Origin of the sequence: Psychrobacter jeotgali (assembly GCF_904846315.1) — a bacterium.
Classification (GTDB): domain Bacteria; phylum Pseudomonadota; class Gammaproteobacteria; order Pseudomonadales; family Moraxellaceae; genus Psychrobacter; species Psychrobacter jeotgali.
Genome location: NZ_CAJHAF010000001.1, coordinates 2,816,576 through 2,833,958, shown reverse-complemented (window position 1 = coordinate 2,833,958; position 17,383 = coordinate 2,816,576). Strand labels below are relative to the sequence as shown.

General features: G+C 43.3%; 16 protein-coding genes. 5 read left to right on the top strand and 11 right to left on the bottom strand.

Annotation, left to right across the window (positions count from 1 at the left end; translation table 11 throughout):
• Positions 1-36: 36 nt before the first annotated feature.
• Positions 37-1,020 carry a glutamate/aspartate ABC transporter substrate-binding protein gene (locus tag JMX18_RS11750; RefSeq protein ID WP_201587899.1) on the bottom strand — a complete coding sequence of 328 codons (984 nt, stop codon included), beginning with the start codon at positions 1,018-1,020 and terminating at the stop codon, positions 37-39.
• Positions 1,021-1,316: 296 nt separating this feature from the next.
• Here JMX18_RS11750 and hslO point away from each other — a divergent pair, with 296 nt between their 5' ends.
• On the top strand, positions 1,317-2,297 hold the full coding sequence (gene hslO, locus JMX18_RS11745) for an Hsp33 family molecular chaperone HslO (RefSeq protein ID WP_201587898.1): 981 nt from the start codon (positions 1,317-1,319) through the stop codon (positions 2,295-2,297).
• A gap of 128 nt (positions 2,298-2,425) precedes the next feature.
• Here the strand turns inward: hslO and JMX18_RS11740 are convergent, their stop codons facing one another.
• Both JMX18_RS11740 and JMX18_RS11735 read right to left on the bottom strand, forming a co-directional pair.
• On the bottom strand, positions 2,426-3,901 hold the full coding sequence (locus tag JMX18_RS11740) for an alpha/beta fold hydrolase (RefSeq protein WP_201587897.1): 1,476 nt from the start codon (positions 3,899-3,901) through the stop codon (positions 2,426-2,428).
• 204 nt (positions 3,902-4,105) lie between these two features.
• Positions 4,106-4,735, bottom strand: coding sequence for a fumarylacetoacetate hydrolase family protein (locus JMX18_RS11735; protein ID WP_406947374.1), 630 nt, complete (start codon positions 4,733-4,735; stop codon positions 4,106-4,108).
• Positions 4,736-5,060: 325 nt separating this feature from the next.
• Between JMX18_RS11735 and JMX18_RS13270 the strand changes: the two genes are divergently transcribed.
• A complete protein-coding gene (locus JMX18_RS13270) occupies positions 5,061-5,711 on the top strand; it encodes a protein-L-isoaspartate(D-aspartate) O-methyltransferase (protein WP_201587895.1) in 651 nt (216 codons plus the stop codon).
• 4 nt (positions 5,712-5,715) lie between these two features.
• Positions 5,716-7,059 (top strand): erythromycin esterase family protein, encoded by a 1,344-nt coding sequence (locus tag JMX18_RS11725; RefSeq protein ID WP_201587893.1) that lies wholly within the window; start codon positions 5,716-5,718, stop codon positions 7,057-7,059.
• A 16-nt stretch (positions 7,060-7,075) separates the two neighbouring features.
• Here the strand turns inward: JMX18_RS11725 and JMX18_RS11720 are convergent, their stop codons facing one another.
• The 8 genes from JMX18_RS11720 to JMX18_RS11685 form a co-directional block, all read right to left on the bottom strand.
• The gene (locus JMX18_RS11720) at positions 7,076-7,801 is read right to left on the bottom strand and encodes an ABC transporter permease (protein ID WP_201587891.1); all 726 of its coding nucleotides are present in this window, start codon (positions 7,799-7,801) and stop codon (positions 7,076-7,078) included.
• Between the two features lie 14 nt (positions 7,802-7,815).
• Positions 7,816-8,550 carry an ABC transporter permease gene (locus JMX18_RS11715; RefSeq protein WP_201587890.1) on the bottom strand — a complete coding sequence of 245 codons (735 nt, stop codon included), beginning with the start codon at positions 8,548-8,550 and terminating at the stop codon, positions 7,816-7,818.
• A gap of 328 nt (positions 8,551-8,878) precedes the next feature.
• Positions 8,879-9,667, bottom strand: coding sequence for an ABC transporter substrate-binding protein (locus JMX18_RS11710; RefSeq protein WP_201588342.1), 789 nt, complete (start codon positions 9,665-9,667; stop codon positions 8,879-8,881).
• 181 nt (positions 9,668-9,848) lie between these two features.
• The gene (locus JMX18_RS11705) at positions 9,849-10,787 is read right to left on the bottom strand and encodes a transporter substrate-binding domain-containing protein (protein WP_201587889.1); all 939 of its coding nucleotides are present in this window, start codon (positions 10,785-10,787) and stop codon (positions 9,849-9,851) included.
• A 34-nt stretch (positions 10,788-10,821) separates the two neighbouring features.
• Complete coding sequence (locus JMX18_RS11700) at positions 10,822-11,622, bottom strand: transporter substrate-binding domain-containing protein (RefSeq protein WP_201587888.1); 801 nt, start codon at positions 11,620-11,622, stop codon at positions 10,822-10,824.
• 192 nt (positions 11,623-11,814) lie between these two features.
• The gene (locus JMX18_RS11695; RefSeq protein ID WP_201587887.1) at positions 11,815-12,612 is read right to left on the bottom strand and encodes an ABC transporter ATP-binding protein; all 798 of its coding nucleotides are present in this window, start codon (positions 12,610-12,612) and stop codon (positions 11,815-11,817) included.
• A gap of 414 nt (positions 12,613-13,026) precedes the next feature.
• Positions 13,027-13,338, bottom strand: a complete 312-nt coding sequence (locus JMX18_RS11690; RefSeq protein ID WP_201587886.1) for a hypothetical protein — start codon at positions 13,336-13,338, stop codon at positions 13,027-13,029.
• A gap of 101 nt (positions 13,339-13,439) precedes the next feature.
• Positions 13,440-13,910 (bottom strand): hypothetical protein, encoded by a 471-nt coding sequence (locus JMX18_RS11685; protein WP_201587885.1) that lies wholly within the window; start codon positions 13,908-13,910, stop codon positions 13,440-13,442.
• Positions 13,911-14,349: 439 nt separating this feature from the next.
• Between JMX18_RS11685 and JMX18_RS11680 the strand changes: the two genes are divergently transcribed.
• Both JMX18_RS11680 and gltS read left to right on the top strand, forming a co-directional pair.
• Complete coding sequence (locus JMX18_RS11680; protein WP_201587883.1) at positions 14,350-15,651, top strand: glutamate-5-semialdehyde dehydrogenase; 1,302 nt, start codon at positions 14,350-14,352, stop codon at positions 15,649-15,651.
• Positions 15,652-16,096: 445 nt separating this feature from the next.
• The gene (gene gltS / locus JMX18_RS11675; RefSeq protein WP_201587881.1) at positions 16,097-17,371 is read left to right on the top strand and encodes a sodium/glutamate symporter; all 1,275 of its coding nucleotides are present in this window, start codon (positions 16,097-16,099) and stop codon (positions 17,369-17,371) included.
• Positions 17,372-17,383 lie beyond the last annotated feature (12 nt).

The window sequence follows — 17,383 nt, the reverse complement described above, 5'->3', positions numbered from 1 at the left end:
AAGGCAGAAGTAAACGAGATTGAGGGACAAAAGCCGTTACTGCGCAGTAGCTACTTTTGGTTGAGCACTATCATGTGGATTGGCGATTAGCGCTTTGAGGTTATCTGACATCTCAAAGTTGAGATTGACGTTCTTTGGTGGAATTGGATTTAGGAACCATTTATCATAAATCGCATTAATCTCGCCTGAACTAAAGACATTAGCAAGTGCTTCATCGACCACCGCTTTGAACTCAGGATCGTCTTTACGCATCATACAGCCATAGATTTCAAACGACTGCGGCTCGCCGACAATAACCCAATCACTAGGATTTTTGGCTTTGGCTTGCTCACCAGCAAGCAATACATCGTCCATCATAAAGGCGTCAGCACGACCATTTTCTAGCATCAAAAACCCCTCACCGTGATCTTTGGCAGAGATGATGTCAGTATCCATCTGGTTTTCATCAACATATTGACGGATATAACGCTCTGACGTCGTGCCTGCAGTGGTGACCAAAGTCTGACCTTTTAAGTCTTCAAAGTCATTAATACCAGAGTCTGTAGCTGTTAGTAAGCGGGTGCCAATCTCAAAGAAACCGTTTGAAAAAGCCACTTGCTTTTGGCGCTCTTCATTGTTGGTGGTGGAGCCGCACTCAAAATCAACGGTACCGTTTTGCACTAAAGGAATTCGGGTTTGTGAAGTAATAAGATTATAACGCACGTTTAGATCAGGCATATTGAGCTTTTGCTTGACGGCTTCAACCACTTTCATCTCTAAATCGTGTGCATAACCCATCGGCTGATTGGGGTCATCGGCAATGTAGGAGAATGGAATAGAGGAGTCACGATAACCGACCACGATAGTGCCGGAGTCTTTTATTTTTTGTAGGGTGCCATTAGCATTTGCTGCGGCTTCCGTCGTCGTTGCATCGTCTGCTGGCATATCATCAGTCGCGGTTTGGCTACTGTTGTTACAACCAGATAATCCTAATGCCATGAGAGCGGCGAATGTTAAAGGTTTTGAAAGTGCATAAGCCATGAGATACATCCTTTTATCACATCGTTATAAGTTTGAGAGGACACTTCGGCGTTACTTAAACTAGCGCCTTGCATCCATGCAGTTACTTACATTCATAATAGTGCAACTTTGTGTTACTTTACAACACTTTTATTATTATTAGCTTAATTAATCAATTTTTGTCCGTATTTAGCCGTCGATAGGGCTTCAAGGCTATAAATAATCGTTCCATGAAAGCATAGCATTACATCAAGATGATTGATAAATCAGCAATAATCCCCATAAAGCTAACACCTTTTTAATAGAATTAATGACTTATGACTCAAGATACTCACAACAAAAATACCGATAATACTCAGCTGCATAACACTGCAGATTGCGATGTGCGTCAGCGTTTCTTTATTCAAGATTCGCCCGTACGTGGTGACGTGGTACGCTTATCACGCAGCTATGCTAAGACTATTGCGCAAAAACCTTATCCTGAAGCGATTAAACGCTTATTGGGTGAGATGTTGACCGCTGCCAGCTTGATTATTGGTACGGTTAAAATTGATGGTCGTCTATCTATTCAGCTGCAATCGGCAGATAGCGATAGTCTACTGAATTGGGCAATGGCAGAGTGTGATCAAGACGGTATTATCCGTGCCCTTGCCAGCTGGAAGGCCGATAATGATGAGCAAATAGAGGCGTGGGATAACATGACCCAAGCTAATGAAGCTTTCGCTGAGCTTGGCGCCCAAGGACAAGGCGTATTGTTTATCAATATTCAGCCCGATGGCGGCGAGCCGTACCAAGGGATTGTTGAGCGCAGCCACGATAACTTGGCGGATTGTCTCGCTCACTACCAAAAACAATCGGCGCAAATTCCAACGCTGATTAATTTGGCCTCCGATGGTCTGCAAGCAGGCGGTATATTGGTGCAAATGCTACCACGTACCTTTGAGGAGACTATGGAAGCTGAGCAAAATCAAGACGCGGGTATCGATGATGATTTGTGGACGCGCCTGACAATTTTAACCCGTACGGTTAAAGCAAGTGAGCTGACAACCCTTGATGCTAACGAAATTATTTATCGTTTATACAATGAGGAAAACGTAGTCGCTCCTGACCCAGTTGAGCTAACCTTTGGTTGCACCTGCTCACGCGAGAAGTGCGAAATGGCTATCGAACAAATTGGTGAAGAGGAAGCATTAGACATCGTTGAAGAGCAAGGCGGTATCTTTGAGATGGATTGCGGCTTTTGCGCTGAAGTGTATAAATTTGATAAAGACGATGTGCAGGCGATATTTGCTGAGTAGCTTATAGTTTGATTTTACTTACTAGAACCCCTTTAAATCTTTAGATTTGTAGGGGTTTTATTATTTAACTTTTAAAAGTATGGTCTTGTAGAGTGACAATCCACCCTACTAAACTGTATTCTCAAGCGCTAAATTACCACTTCTACCTTCTCAGGATAAGAATAAATGCGAGTACTAAGGGAATAATCACTTCGTCCATTATCGAGTAGCCACTTAATCACTTGCTTACGCACCCTTCTACTATTAATTAAGTTCATGTGACTCACCCCATAAAATACCGCTTTATGAGCCTCTGGCACCTGCAAGGTATGCTCGCCAGCATCCTCCCCTAATGCAGACTCTATGGTAACCAAACCATCGCCCAGCAGCTTGGTCGCCTTTGAGTCATAATGCGCTTCGGCTAAGGTCGCCGCTATAAAATAGCTGTGGACATAACGAGGCAAACGCGTAGGATGACGAAACTCTTGTGGCAGTACATTACGACCTTCCAATGACTTCCAGTCCGCATCACGAATACTGCCATAACGCAGATCGATGATACCGGCGCTTCTTAAATCGCCCAGCTTGGCAAGTGAACCTGCAAAAGGCAGTTTACCAATCATATCTTGGATAAAATAACCAATACGCTCCAAGCTCGCTCCATGATGCGGCGAGCCCAAAGTCATCAAATTACCAACCCGCATCATCCAGTCCATCCCAGCTTGTTTACCATAAAATAAAGCGCTACGAGCGACCAGTCCGCCCATACTATGCCCAATCAAATCTATCTGAGTAATGTTCGGATGATTATCCACCAAGCTCTGCAGCACCTTAGCAAAACGGCGACCATTACTGGAGATGCGCTGTCCAGTATTATAATTGAGATACAGGACCGTAGAGTCAGGCAGACTGCGATTAATGTGCGTACCCAAACTATCGGCGTTACCCGGTTGCCAGCTAAGATGACTCATACAAAGACCGTGACACAAGATAATGACCCGCCCTGATAACTTATCAATATTACTCTGTGGTCGTCCATACTTATCGTATAAAACCGTCTGAATAGCGATGGGATTATCATGATTGACCAAATGATCGCCCATCACTCCATTCAAGATATTAATGAGCTGCTTGATAGCTTTGGGTAACGGGCGATCATTATGATTGAGCGTTTTTTTATACAGCCTTAATGCAGATGCCAGATTATTACCCACTAGCAAGGTGATGTAGCGCACTGTCCTATAGATGCGTCCGGTAATACCCCGTGGCCACTTCGTTAGATTGCCTTTATTAAAACGCCCTAAAGGTCGCAAGATAATTTCACGGTGGATAGCTTCTACGATATCAGTAACCTCAACCACCCCCATGGTTGCCAGTTGCGCCAAACCTTCGAAAAAGTCACTCAAAGAGATAGGCTCAGGATTAGTCACAATGTCATCGGCATTATCGGTGACGAATTCAGCCAAATCATCGACATAGATATACTCAAGCTGCGCCAGTTGTTCATAGACATCACCTTGAAAGGGGGCTTGGGAGTCAGAGTGAGCAGGAGATAAGGATTCAAGCCGAGTATTGGCAAAAAGATCATGAATCACATCAAAGGGTTTGGGCTTAGGACTGGGCATAATATTGACAGATTTAGCGAAAGGACAGCTATATACTATCCTCTAAATACGCTAAACGATATAGGAATTTGGTTGATAAGTGTTTTTGATAGCGAATAAATGACTATGGGATTTATTTCAGAAATACTGATAAACGCCAGGCTTTTATGACAAGTCCTTATGACAGATTGTTATGACCAGCCTCCCTTGAAAAGCCTCATTAATTTAACGAACCTGCGTTTGCCACTCATGAGCACCAAGCTTTAAGGTCAACTTATCACCGGCTTGTAGTACCCCAACACCGCTTGGCGTACCGGTCATGATTACATCGCCAGCTTGTAGACTAAAGGCATGACTAATCTCAGCTAACAGCTCATAAACCGGAAATAACATGAGTCCCGTATCACCATCTTGCTTAAGCTCATTATTAATATACAGCTGATATTTTACTTGCGTAAAGTCGCCAAACGCTTGCGGATCAAGCCAATCAGTGAGCACACAAGCGCCATCAAAACACTTAGCACGCTCCCAAGGATGACCTTTTTCCTTAAGCTCACTTTGCAGCTCACGCAAGGTCAAATCTAGACCTAGAGTAACACCGCCAATCGCCTGCTGTGCTTGCTCTACACTTGCCCTACTCAAGTCAGCCGACAGTTGAATACATAACTCTGCTTCATAATGGGTGTCACCATAGCGAGTAGGGTCTAAGCGTATAATATCATTACGAACCGCCACTACTGAGGAAGCCGGTTTCATAAATAATAGAGGCGAGCTTGGGACTTCATTACCCAACTCCTGCGCATGCGCCGCATAGTTACGACCTACGCAAACTACTTTGCCGATAGTCGCTTGCAAAGTCTCGTTGAGCTGATTTTTAGCAGCACTAGTATCGGTATTAGCAGTGATGGTCTGAACTAAAGACAGATGTGGCGATTGAGCCATGCTGGTTTCTCACTATAAACTGTTGATATTATTATATTAATATGACAAATGTCAGACGAAAACACCTTGAATTCAAGAAGTATTAGCCATAACCTAGAACTATATCATCTTTAGCATCATGGTTATGATACTAAGCTATATATTTTTCGTAAGCTAAAATAATAAATATAATCGGTTAACTCTGAAAAGTACAGGCTAACGAATTGTATTTTCCAAAATGAAAATTAAGGACATCATAATGAGTCATTTTAAAAAATTAAGACAGCAAATGATAGATGACCAACTCGTAGCTCGGGGCTTGCAGGATCAAACGGTACTTGATGCCCTAAATTCAGTACCGCGTGAAGCCTTTACGCCTACAGATCTTATCGAATCGGCTTATAGAGACTCGCCCTTACCTATTGAAGAAAATCAGACTATCTCGCAGCCTTATATTGTGGCATTGATGACGGCAGCACTTGAATTAAAAGCAGATGACCGCGTACTCGAAGTCGGTACAGGGTCCGGCTATGCTGCCGCCGTACTTGGCGAGATCTGTGAGCATGTCTATACCATTGAGCGCTATAAAACTTTGGCAGATACCGCTCAGGCTAGGCTTAATGAGACGGGCTATACCAATGTTCAGGTCAAGCATGGCGATGGTACCCTTGGCTGGGTAGATCAGGCACCTTTTGATGCCATCATAGTGGCAGCAGGAGGACCTGAAGTACCGCAAACACTTAAAGAACAATTAGCGATTGGCGGGCGTATGGTCATTCCCGTTGGTAGCTCACTAAGTTTACAAAAACTGGTACGGGTGCGCCGCCTCAGTGAAAATGAATATGAGACCGAAGATTTAGGAAGCGTTCGTTTTGTACCTTTGGTGGGCGCAGCAGGTTGGAAGGAGTAAAATAATGCAAGCTTACAGAAATTTGCCTGAATTAATCGCTCAATCAAGTGAGCATTTTGCAAATATCGATGACGTTAATTTAGATGATCTCATGGAGCGTATCGGAGACAGCCGGGTCGTATTGCTTGGCGAGGCATCACATGGAACGGCTGAATTTTATGAGATGCGGGCACGTATCACTAAAGAGCTGATAGAAAAGAAGGGTTTTACCATTATTGCGGCTGAAGCGGACTGGCCGGATGCCGCTCATATCCACCATTATATTCATGGACGAGAACAGGATGCTTTGCTGCAAAACGCCCCTTTTTCCAGATTCCCTACTTGGATGTGGGCCAATCAATCCATGCTTGAATTTACCTATTGGCTTCGTGCTTATAATGCTAAAATTGACAACGCTAAAGCTGAATCTTCACAGCAAAAGATAGGATTTTATGGTCTGGATTTATACAGCTTATATAGCTCTATTGAAGCCGTATTGGACTATTTACAGCAAGTGGATCCTAAGGCTGCAGAAGTTGCTCGCGACCGTTATGGCTGTCTGATGCCTTGGGCAGATGACCCTGTTTTGTACGGTCGTGCTGTTGCAGCTCAGCAACATAATAGCTGTGAGACAGAAGTACTGAAAAATCTACAAGATTTACTCAAAAAACGTTTAGAGTATTCTGTAGCCAATGAAGAGCAATTTTTTGACGCCAAACAAAATGCCAAGCTGATCGTCAATGCCGAACGTTATTATCGTACCTTATATTATACTGAAGGGTCTTCTGCTGAGTACAACTCATGGAATCAGCGTGACCAACACATGTTTGCAGCACTGCAAGCGGTGCTTGAGTTTAGAGGCTCTGAATCAAAGGCGGTCGTTTGGGCACATAACTCCCACATTGGTGATGCTCGAGCAACGCAAATGAGCAAACGTGGCGAATTAAATATAGGTCAATTAGCACGGCAAGAATATGGCGACAAAGCCTATAATATAGGTTTTGGCACTGATCATGGTACCGTTGCTGCAGCTTCTGAATGGGGAGGGCCAATGGAGATAAAACCAGTACAGCCCTCACACGTTGACAGTTATGAGCGTATTTTTCATGAGGTAGCTACTGATAACTTTCTTTTACCACTGCGTTATCCACTGCATGAAGACATCCGGAAAGAATTGCTCCCAGAGCGTTTAGAGCGCGCAATAGGCGTCATTTATAGACCTGAGACTGAGCTACAAAGTCATTATTTCTATGCCTCTTTGCCCGCTCAGTTTGATGAGTATATCTGGTTCGATAAAACTCGCGCAGTTGCAGCTTTGCCAAAACAGCGAAGGGACAAAACATTCGACACCTTCCCGTTTGGTTTGTAAAGTGTCTTAACTATAATTAAGGAATGGTATTGGTAGTCACGTCAGGTGGAACATAACTCATATGACGGTTCATTCGTTTTTCAAAAAGCCCAAAGCTATATAACACTACCCATGACAATAACAGATAGATAATACCGGCGGCAAAGAACAGCTCCATCAAAGTATAAGTTCGGGCGCTAATAGTACGAGCCACCCCAGTAATATCCATCAGGGCAATAGTCGATGCGAGAGCACTACCTTTAAGCATAAAGATAACTTCATTACTGTAGGCAGGAATGACGATACCAAAGGCGCGCGGTAAAGTAATTCGCGTAAGCTTCTGCCATTTTGACATTCCAATAGCATCAGCAGCTTCGAGCTCGCCAACAGGTATAGTTTGGATAGCGCCGCGAATAATCTCCGCCAAATAAGCACTGGTATTTAGGGTAAAAGCGATGATGGCGCACCAATAAGCTTGGCTTAGTACCGGATCCCAAAGAAAAGAATCACGCACCCATTCGAACTGACCCAAACCATAGTAGATTAAGAATATCTGTACCAATAGCGGGGTACCGCGAAAGAAGAATATATATAGAAACGGGAGAATCTGTACGGCCCAGCTTTTGGACAATCGTAACAGAGCTAAGATTAAACCAAAGAATAAGCCGATAATACCTGAGATAACTACCAATTGTACGGTCAACACTGCACCGCCCAGTAGGTCTGGGATATGATCGAAGATAACTTGCCAATTCCAATCCATGACTGTGCTCTCCTCTACCTGGTGACCGATTGTTCGGGAATTGATTGACGGTTAAGCTTTTTGGCATAACGAGCCGCTGGATTGGCTCGCCATTCAAGCCACATCATAAAGCCAGTAATCAGCATCGTCAGACCTAGATAGATAATCGCTGCTGCCATATAAAAGGTAAAGGGCTGCTGGGTTGACTGCGCTGCACGCGAAGATTGATACATGATATCTTTGAGACCAACAACGGAGACCAAGGCGGTATCTTTGAGCAGTACTAAAAATAGATTGCCAAGCCCTGGCAAAGCTATCTGCCATACTTGAGGTAAAGTGATACGATAAAAAATCTGCAAGGGACGCATACCAATAGCTTCGGCGGCTTCCTTTTGCCCTACTGGTATCTCTTGAATAGACATCCGTAGAATCTCAGTAGCATAAGCCCCAAAAGCAATAGACAATGCCATCACCCCGCCCCAAAACGCACTGATTTCGACGTATTCGTTATAGCCGAATTTTTTGAGGAGACTCATCAGTAAGATTGAGCCACCATAATAGATGAATAGGACCAATAGTAACTCAGGAATACCGCGCATCGTCGCCGTATATAAGGTCGCTATTTTGCGTAGCAGCCAAACATTAGATAGTTTGGCCGTAGCACCCATCAGCCCTAAGATCATACCTATAATTAGGCTGGTCACGGCAAGCTTTATAGTGACGGTAGCGCCGCTCAATAATAGCGCGCCAAATCCTTGCAAATCAAACACAGTAGCTCACCTAATCTATTTATCTAGTCTCTTCATATTGACGAAATATAGTTACAAGTATCATTATCCATAGCCTTGTACTACCTATTATAGCGATGGACTCATGAAGGTCACGAAACCCATATTTATAACCCACATTCAGGCATTTTCATTGACTGGGTAATTGATCCGATAGAAATGAGCGCTGATTTTATCATATTCATGGCTTTTTATGTTACTACTGACACGCAAAAGCGCTACCTAAATAGAAGTTATTTAGGTTAGAGCTAGGATAATTTGATTAGGGCGCGTTATTATGCGCCCTGACTGGCTGATTGGTTACTGACAACTAGTTACTGGCAGCAGGTACGGCAAAATACTTTTGACTGATCTCATCATAAGTACCATTAGCACGCAAATTGGCTAATGATTGATTGATTTTCGCTTGCAGCTCATCACCGGGACGTACCGCAATAGCAAAGTTATCATTGATGTCAATCTCATCGCCTTTAATAACGTAATCACTACCCGTAGGCGAGCTGAGCCACTGGATGGCTGGCAGCTTATCAGAGATCATAGCATCAACACGCTCAGACTCTAGATCTAAAAACGCATTACTCAAAGTATCATATAACTTCATATCAGCTTGCGGATACTCACCTTCTAGCCACTGTGAAGATATGGTCGAGCGCTGCGCTGCAATAGAATGGGTATCGATATCGTCGCTATTATTGGGATTAAAACTGCTATCTTTTTTGGCTAAAAACACCAAAGCATTGCTAAAGTAAGGATCGGTAAAGCTGACCTGCTGCGCACGTTCTGGCGTTATTGACATAGCCGCCACAATGGCATCGTATTTCCCAGCTTTAAGACCAGGAATGATACCGTCCCAATCTTGCGCTGTAATCTCACAAGTGACCTTCATATCTGCACAAATAGCATTGGCTAAATCCACATCAAAGCCGCTAAGCGTTCCATCAGCACTGGTATAATTAAAAGGCGCATAGGCTCCTTCAGTACCAATACGCAGCACTTCGCCATTTGCCACATTTGTCGCTTCAGGATTGTCGGTAAGGGTTTCATCCTGTCCGTTACTACAGCCTGTAAGCGCCGCTATAGCTGTAACTGCACATAGCATTTTCGCTAGACCAGGCTTATTAAATATATTAAGCGTGGTCTGAACTACTGTATGTGCTTGAGTGGAGTTGCTACTGATGCTCATCCTTGATTTCCCTCTTTAGTCAATGCCTGTTAATAAAAACTTATTAATCATAGCGATCATATTAGGACATATTATTAAATACGTCCTAAGCTATCAATTAGTTGGTTGCGGCTTCGGCCTGCTCTTCTGTGGCGATAATAGCATTGGCATCGAGATTCGCATCTTCGCCTTCAATAACTAATACCTTATCCACACCGCCTGTTGTTCCAGCTTTTTGGGCTGCAGCGGTCGAGCTGGTGCCAAAATAGCTACCGGTAATCTGATCATAAGTACCATTAGCTTTTAGTTCAGCTAGCGCAGCATTGAATTTTGCGACTAAAGGATCGCCTTTACGAAAAGCGATACCCATAGCATCTTCATCCGTGCTAATCTCAGCCCCTTTAACTTCATAGCCTTGACCTGCTTCTGTTTGTAGCCAGTCGATACCTGTCACTTTATCTGACATCATGGCGCGGACACGGCCTGAGGTCAAATCAAGGTAAGCGTTGTCCTGAGTATCATAAAGCTTGATATCAGCATCAGGATGCTCATCTTGTAGATACTGTGCGGCAACGGTTGAGCGCTGTGAAGCGATAGGCTGAGTAGCTAATTCATTGACACTAATGTTATCGCCTTTTTTACCGATAAGGATAATACCAGTATGGAAATACGGATCAGTAAATTCAACCACTTCTTGACGCTCAGGGGTAATGGACATACCTGCAATAATGGCGTCGAATTTTTGGGCATTTAGACCCGGAATGAGACCATCCCAATCCTGCGAGATGATTTCGCAATCCGCCTTCATTTGGGCGCACAAAGCGTCAACCAACTCAATTTCATAACCAATTAACTTACCATCAGCATCAGTATAACTAAAGGGTTTATAGCTTGACTCAGTCGCAATCTTTACGCTAACAGGAGTATTATCATTGGCTGCTGGATCTACCGCCGTACCTTCGGCTGGCGTAGAGCTATTATTACAGCCGGCTAGCATTAATATAGCCGCACTAAGCGGTGCCAACCACAGCGCTTTAGTTGTCTTTAAAGTTGTCATAGTTGCTATTCCTTAATAGAGGGTGACTCACAATTTATTGACCAAAGTTCGCTTGTTCAAGACGAGCCAGCTCACCGTTATTTCGGATCTCATTGAGAGCAGTATTCAAATCATCTCTTAATGCATCGCCCTTACGAACCGCAATGGCAATATTGTCATCATTATCAATCTCATTACCAACGATACCAAAGCCTTCTGGATTGTCTTTTAACCAAGAAATAGCAGAGACTTTTTCAGCCAATACCGCATCACTACGACCTGACTTTAGGTCTAAATAGGCATTATCGTAGTTATCATATAACTGGATGGTATTACCGTTTTTGCCTTCGTAGTTATCTTGTAGATAAACGCCTGGTGTGGTTGAGCGCTGTCCGCCTAGCGTCAAGCCTTCAATAGCTAAAGGATCAAAGTCGCTATTGGTGTCTGTTAACCAAACCATAGTGTTAGCGAAGTAAGGCTCAGTAAAGTCTACTTTTTCTTGACGCTCAGGAGTGATTGACATGCCTGCAATAACGGCATCATATTTTTGAGTTAATAATCCAGGAATAATACCATCCCAATCTTGAGCGACAATCTCGCATTGCACTTGCATCTGCTCGCATAAAGCATTGGCGACATCGACATCATAACCTGCCAAGCTACCATCAGCATTGGTATAGTTAAATGGAGGATACGCACCTTCAGTAGCGATACGGATGGTTTTACCCGCGACATCTGCAGCAGGCGCATCAGCATTGGCTGCGGTGTTGTCTTCAGCAGAGGGACTACAGGCACTCAATGCTAGCGCTGCGGTAATGGTCATCGATGACCACAATAAACGAGAAGTCGACATCATACGTTCCTTATTTTTGCTAGGGATGTTAATAAATGGGTCTAATAATTCACCCTCTGACGTCCTTGCCAGATAACAAAATCAGATCTTAAAACAGTGATAAATGTAAGGGTTATAAACCCACTGATAATACCTTAGTAAAATATCAAAAACAAACATTTTAGGTATTGACTGACATTATTAGGTAACCAGCGCTTAGACTTGACGATGAGAAGCCATAAAGTCCTTGACCCGCTCTGAAGTCGGATTATCGAATACTTGCTCAGGCGTACCCATCTCCTCAACTACCCCTTGATGCAAGAACACTACTTGACTAGAAACATCACGAGCAAAGCGCATCTCATGAGTAACAATCAACATCGTGCGCCCCTCTTCTGCCAGCTCTCGCATTACCGCAAGCACTTCATTGACCAGCTCCGGATCAAGCGCTGAAGTAGGCTCGTCAAATAATAGCACCCGTGGCTGCATAGCAAGCGCCCGTGCAATCGCCACACGCTGCCGTTGTCCACCAGATAAATTAGCAGGATAAGCGTCTTTTTTATCAAGTAACCCTACTTTATTAAGCAGCCTTTCAGCATCACTAATAGCCTGATCTTTTTTGATTTTTAATACTTGGGTTGGCCCCTCAATAATATTTTGCAGAATGGTCTTATGCGGCCACAGATTAAAGTTCTGAAATACAAAGCCCACACGTGCCCGCAGATCTTCAAGTTGTTTGATATCAGCCGCTTGTAGCTCACCAGATTTAGCTGGCTTTAGCATCAGCTCATCATTACCAATGATAATACGACCTTTATTAGGCTTTTCGAGCAAGTTGATACAGCGTAGCAAAGTGGACTTGCCTGAGCCTGAAGATCCTAATATAGAGATAACATCACCATCATAAGCAGTAAGCGAGACCCCTTTCAATACTTCTAAGGAGCCGTAACTTTTATAGATGTCTTGTAGTTCTAAGGCGATAGGACGTGTCGAATCTTTAGCAGTATCTAGCATGGCTTGGCAGATTTCCAATGAATATGAATAAAAAAGAATATTATAAATGATATTAAGACTACCTATAGCAATCTTATAGTTGGCTATCAAGGTATTTATAAATAAAGTGGTTATGAATATAAAGTTTATTCACTAATTTTAAATGAGGTTTTGTAATCAAATACTTATTTGCCGTTACAATACGGTCGATAAATAAATAGCTCGCCATTGTCTCTTAGAAAGGGGCAAAAAGGCAAATTTTCCAGACTTTTTCTAGTGACTGGTTGTACACTGGTCTTATGTAAAAGGCTCATATAAAAAGGCGCCCAAACTGCTGTAGCAAGTTTGAGCGCCTTTTGTTCATTAGTCTAATATTTTTATCAGACCGATATAGTTAATAAGCTTTTAGTCTTAGATAGATAATAGCTATTCATCTTAATACGTCGATACATGCTCTTGCGACTCAGTACCATCTAGCACTTCAGAGTCATCCGCAGTAGCGATGCCTATATCGTCATTGGTTACATCATCTGTGGCAGTAGCAACGGCAACATCGTCGTTTGCTACTGAAGCATTAGCTGTGTCAGCAGTGGCCACACCTGTAGCTTGCTGCTCAACTTCGGTTTGAGCATCAATACTAGGGTCTGGCTCAGGAGTAACAGGCTCTTTGTCAGCACAGGCGCTAAGAGTTAGTGCGGCGGCGGCAAAGATGCCAAACAGCCATTTTTTGTGATTGTAGTTTTGCATAATTATAGTCCTTGATTTTGATATCTGTTTAGCAACCTATTTGCTTAATAGATTATTTAATAGCCGACACAATAAGTAGCATTTTAATAAATAGCATCCTTCTAATAAGCAGTCTCGTTCGACTCCAGTTGATTATCATTCGAAACCTCAGAACGATTTGGATCGACAGCACTTTCATCATTTAATACTTCTGAATTTACGGTACTACCTACACCACCCGTTATATCCTTATCAGGCTCAGCTCCCGCTCCAGTTATAGCTCCTGTTCCCGCAGGTTCGTCGCTACTTGGTAGTACTGGACTGTCTTCACGATCGCTAATCATTGGAGCATTTGATTCGGCTATCTCGGCAGCAGCCTCCTCTTCTGAGGTTTGAGCATCAAACTCATGCACTGAGCTCTCCATTGGTTTTTCTTCTTCTTGTTTGCTACAAGCACTTAAGGTCAATGCCGCAGCCGTTAGTGTAACCATTAACCATTTTTTATGGTTATTAGGCGCTGCTTTCTTATGAGCGGTCGCTATAACCTCATGGTTCAAGCTATCAGCAGTTATGGCATTTTCTATAGTATTCATAATTGTCTCAACCCTTCCTCGTATCGATAATTAAGGCTTCAGTAACGTTGCTACTATAACAATAACGTATCTTGACTACCTTAGTAGTTACGGCAGAGTTATGTTCAAAGTACGTAACTTTCTATTGGAGCAACTATTGGGCTAATACGAGATGTGTTTGATATATTTAAGAGTAACTTTCAAACCATAATCTACTTTGAGAACGCCCTAAAAATAAGGTTTGTTCACAAATTGGTCTTTACTATCGGCTTAATCTGCTCTATGTTAAATGGCATATGTCGCAAAGACGATAAGATAGAACTTTATTACAGGTTATTAGTGATATTTGAATTAACTTTTGTTATTTAAACTACTTTCAAATTGATTTAATAAAACCACCTGCTTACCTATATGAATTTATTTATAAACACTCTATTCACAGATATAAGGAAATAAATCTATGAGTCCATCGAACACCACCGATATTACTGACTATATGCAACAAGTTGGCAAACAAGCCCGTGCTGCTTCACGCGCTCTTGCGGCTGCTAATACGGGAGAGAAAAATGCAGCGCTATTAGCCATTCACGATGAATTGGTTAATGCCAAATCAGACATTTTATCAGCTAACAAAATAGATATGGATAACGGTCAAAAAAACGACCTTGACGCCGCCCTATTAGATCGCCTAGAGCTCAACGACTCCCGCTTTGATGGTATGTTACAAGGCCTCAAAGACGTGGCAGCACTACCGGATCCCATCGGCGAAGTTACCGATATGACTTATCAGCCCTCAGGCATTCATTTAGGTAAAATGCGCGTGCCACTCGGCGTGGTGGGTATGATTTATGAGTCGCGTCCCAACGTGACTTTAGAGGCGGCCTCATTGGCGTTGAAGTCTGGCAATGCCATTATACTGCGCGGGGGCTCTGAAGCTTTTGAATCCAATCAAGCAATCGCTAAGTGTGTCCACAAAGGACTTAAAAAGGTCGGGCTATCTGAGCATAGCGTACAAGTTCTGCAAACTACCGACCGAGCGGCAGTTGGCGAGCTCATCACTATGACAGAGTATGTCGATGTCATCGTCCCTCGCGGCGGAAAAGGGCTGATTGCACGCATTAGCAATGATGCCAAAGTACCCGTTATCAAGCATTTAGATGGCAATTGTCATACCTATATTGATAGCGACGCTGAGCTTGAGACTGCAGTAAAAGTGAGCGTTAACGCCAAAACCCATCGTTACGGCACGTGCAATACCATGGAAACCCTATTGGTGGATAAGGCTATTGCTGATAAAATGCTGCCACCAATCGCTGAAGCTATTATAGAGGCTGATAATGCTATGCAATTGCGCCTCGATGAGCAATCGCAAGCAATATTGAATGACAACAGTAAACTTGAAGGTCACTTATCAGCCGCTACTGAAGAGGATTGGGATACTGAATACCTAGCGCCGATACTAGCCGTCAAAATAGTTGATGGCCTCGACGAAGCCATCGAACATATCAATACTCACGGTAGTCACCATACCGATGTTATTATCACTGACAACTATAGCAAATCGCAGCGCTTTATCCGCGAAGTCGATTCCGCCAGTGTGATGATTAATGCCTCTAGCCGATTTGCTGATGGTTTTGAGTATGGACTGGGCGCAGAGATTGGTATCTCAACGGACAAAATTCATGCTCGTGGTCCAGTTGGGCTAGAGGGTCTGACTTCACAAAAATGGATCGTTTATGGACAGGGCGAAACCCGAGCTTAAAATGAATTCATAAGCATTTTATTTTAAAGTATAATTTATAACAACGTCAGCGCTGAGCTGGCGTTTTTTATATTTGAGCTTCAAGGTAGCTGCCGTTATGCAGTCATAGCGAGCACGCTTAGAGCCATAAAAAAGCAGCGTGTTTATTGTTATAAGTTTGCTGATGGTTTTGACTATAAACTTTTTTGGAGGTGTATAAGCGCAGCCGTCTATTATCTTAACCAAAATAGCACTGAACTTAATGACCATAATTCTCAACAGGCTGTTAATATTCCTATTGGTAATGTACTCAATAAAAAAAGAGATTTTGGCAAGCCGCAGTTATGGATTGTGGTGTCAGGTAAGGGCGAATAATTTCAGCTTCTTACTACGAAGATCTGAGATTAGAATTAGCGAGTCTAATTCTGAGCTCAGATTAATTTATGTATAAAAGAAGGAAAAATTTATGGAAGTTACTTTAAATGGCTATTACACGCTGATATTAGCCACCCTAGTGCTTTTGCTTGGCCGTTTTTTGGTGAAGAAGATTAAGTTCTTAGAAGACTTTAATATTCCAGAACCTGTTGCAGGTGGTTTGGTTGCTGCGATTATTGTTTATTTGCTCAATATATTTTGGGGGTATAGTTTTAACTTTCATCAAGGGTTACAGACCGCTACTATGTTGATGTTCTTCGCCTCCATTGGCCTCAGTGCCGACTTTGGACGACTTAAAGCAGGGGGTTCACCTTTATTAATTTTCACAGTTGTGGTTTCCGTCTTTATCGTTTTACAAGATATTGTTGGGGTCGCCATGGCAAGCGCCCTTGGACTTGACCCTTTGCTTGGGCTGGTAACTGGCTCTATTGCGCTAACTGGTGGACACGGCACAGCAGGGGCTTGGGGCATTACCTTAGAAGAGGACTACGGAGTAATCGGGGCGACGACCTTAGGTATCGCAGTTGCCACCTATGGACTAGTAGCTGGTGGCCTTATTGGTGGCCCAGTAGCTCGTCGTTTGATTAACAGACTTGGTTTGCAGCCTACGCCTGCCAACCCTAATCCGAGTGATATTGAAAAGCTAGCGGGAAAACAGTCATTATATAGCACCAAGCATGATGAGGATAAAGCTCATAGCAATAAAGAGATCTTTGAGAGACCCGATAGTATGCGCTTTATTACCGCCTCCTCTACTATTGAGACCTTGGCGTTGTTTGCGGGTGCTTTAGCTTTTGCAGAGACCATGACCTTAGTAGCAGCGGACACTTGGTTTGAGCTGCCTACCTTCGTTTGGGCACTGGGAGGCGGAGTTATTATCCGTAATGTGTTAACGATCGTCTTTAACTTTGATATGTTCGATCGCTCTATTGATGTATTCGGTAACGCTTCTTTAAGCCTGTTCTTAGCGATGGCATTATTATCATTGAAGCTGTGGCAGCTGACTGACCTAGCGGGCCCTGTAATAATTATCTTGCTAGTCCAGACCGTTCTTATGATTGGCTACGTCTACCTTATAACCTTTAGAATAATGGGCAAGGACTACGATGCAGCGGTGTTGTCAGGAGGACATTGCGGCTTCGGTATGGGAGCAACGCCGACTGCTATTGCGAATATGCAGGCGGTAACGGATCGCTACTTACCTTCGCCAAAGGCCTTTTTGATCGTCCCTATGGTAGGCGCTTTCTTTGTCGATATCGTTAACGCTACTATCTTGCAGATATTCGTTAACCTACCGTTTATGTGATTTGGGTAGCGA

Excerpts from the sequence above, each read along its gene's own strand:
- JMX18_RS11750 (WP_201587899.1), bottom strand. The coding sequence starts at position 1,020 with ATGGCTTATGCACTTTCAAAACCTTTAACATTCGCCGCTCTCATGGCA.
- hslO (WP_201587898.1), top strand. The coding sequence starts at position 1,317 with ATGACTCAAGATACTCACAACAAAAATACCGATAATACTCAGCTGCAT.
- JMX18_RS11740 (WP_201587897.1), bottom strand. The coding sequence starts at position 3,901 with ATGCCCAGTCCTAAGCCCAAACCCTTTGATGTGATTCATGATCTTTTT.
- JMX18_RS13270 (WP_201587895.1), top strand. The coding sequence starts at position 5,061 with ATGAGTCATTTTAAAAAATTAAGACAGCAAATGATAGATGACCAACTC.
- JMX18_RS11725 (WP_201587893.1), top strand. The coding sequence starts at position 5,716 with ATGCAAGCTTACAGAAATTTGCCTGAATTAATCGCTCAATCAAGTGAG.
- JMX18_RS11720 (WP_201587891.1), bottom strand. The coding sequence starts at position 7,801 with ATGGATTGGAATTGGCAAGTTATCTTCGATCATATCCCAGACCTACTG.
- JMX18_RS11710 (WP_201588342.1), bottom strand. The coding sequence starts at position 9,667 with ATGCTATGTGCAGTTACAGCTATAGCGGCGCTTACAGGCTGTAGTAAC.
- JMX18_RS11705 (WP_201587889.1), bottom strand. The coding sequence starts at position 10,787 with ATGACAACTTTAAAGACAACTAAAGCGCTGTGGTTGGCACCGCTTAGT.
- JMX18_RS11700 (WP_201587888.1), bottom strand. The coding sequence starts at position 11,622 with ATGATGTCGACTTCTCGTTTATTGTGGTCATCGATGACCATTACCGCA.
- JMX18_RS11695 (WP_201587887.1), bottom strand. The coding sequence starts at position 12,612 with ATGCTAGATACTGCTAAAGATTCGACACGTCCTATCGCCTTAGAACTA.
- JMX18_RS11690 (WP_201587886.1), bottom strand. The coding sequence starts at position 13,338 with ATGCAAAACTACAATCACAAAAAATGGCTGTTTGGCATCTTTGCCGCC.
- JMX18_RS11685 (WP_201587885.1), bottom strand. The coding sequence starts at position 13,910 with ATGAATACTATAGAAAATGCCATAACTGCTGATAGCTTGAACCATGAG.
- JMX18_RS11680 (WP_201587883.1), top strand. The coding sequence starts at position 14,350 with ATGAGTCCATCGAACACCACCGATATTACTGACTATATGCAACAAGTT.
- gltS (WP_201587881.1), top strand. The coding sequence starts at position 16,097 with ATGGAAGTTACTTTAAATGGCTATTACACGCTGATATTAGCCACCCTA.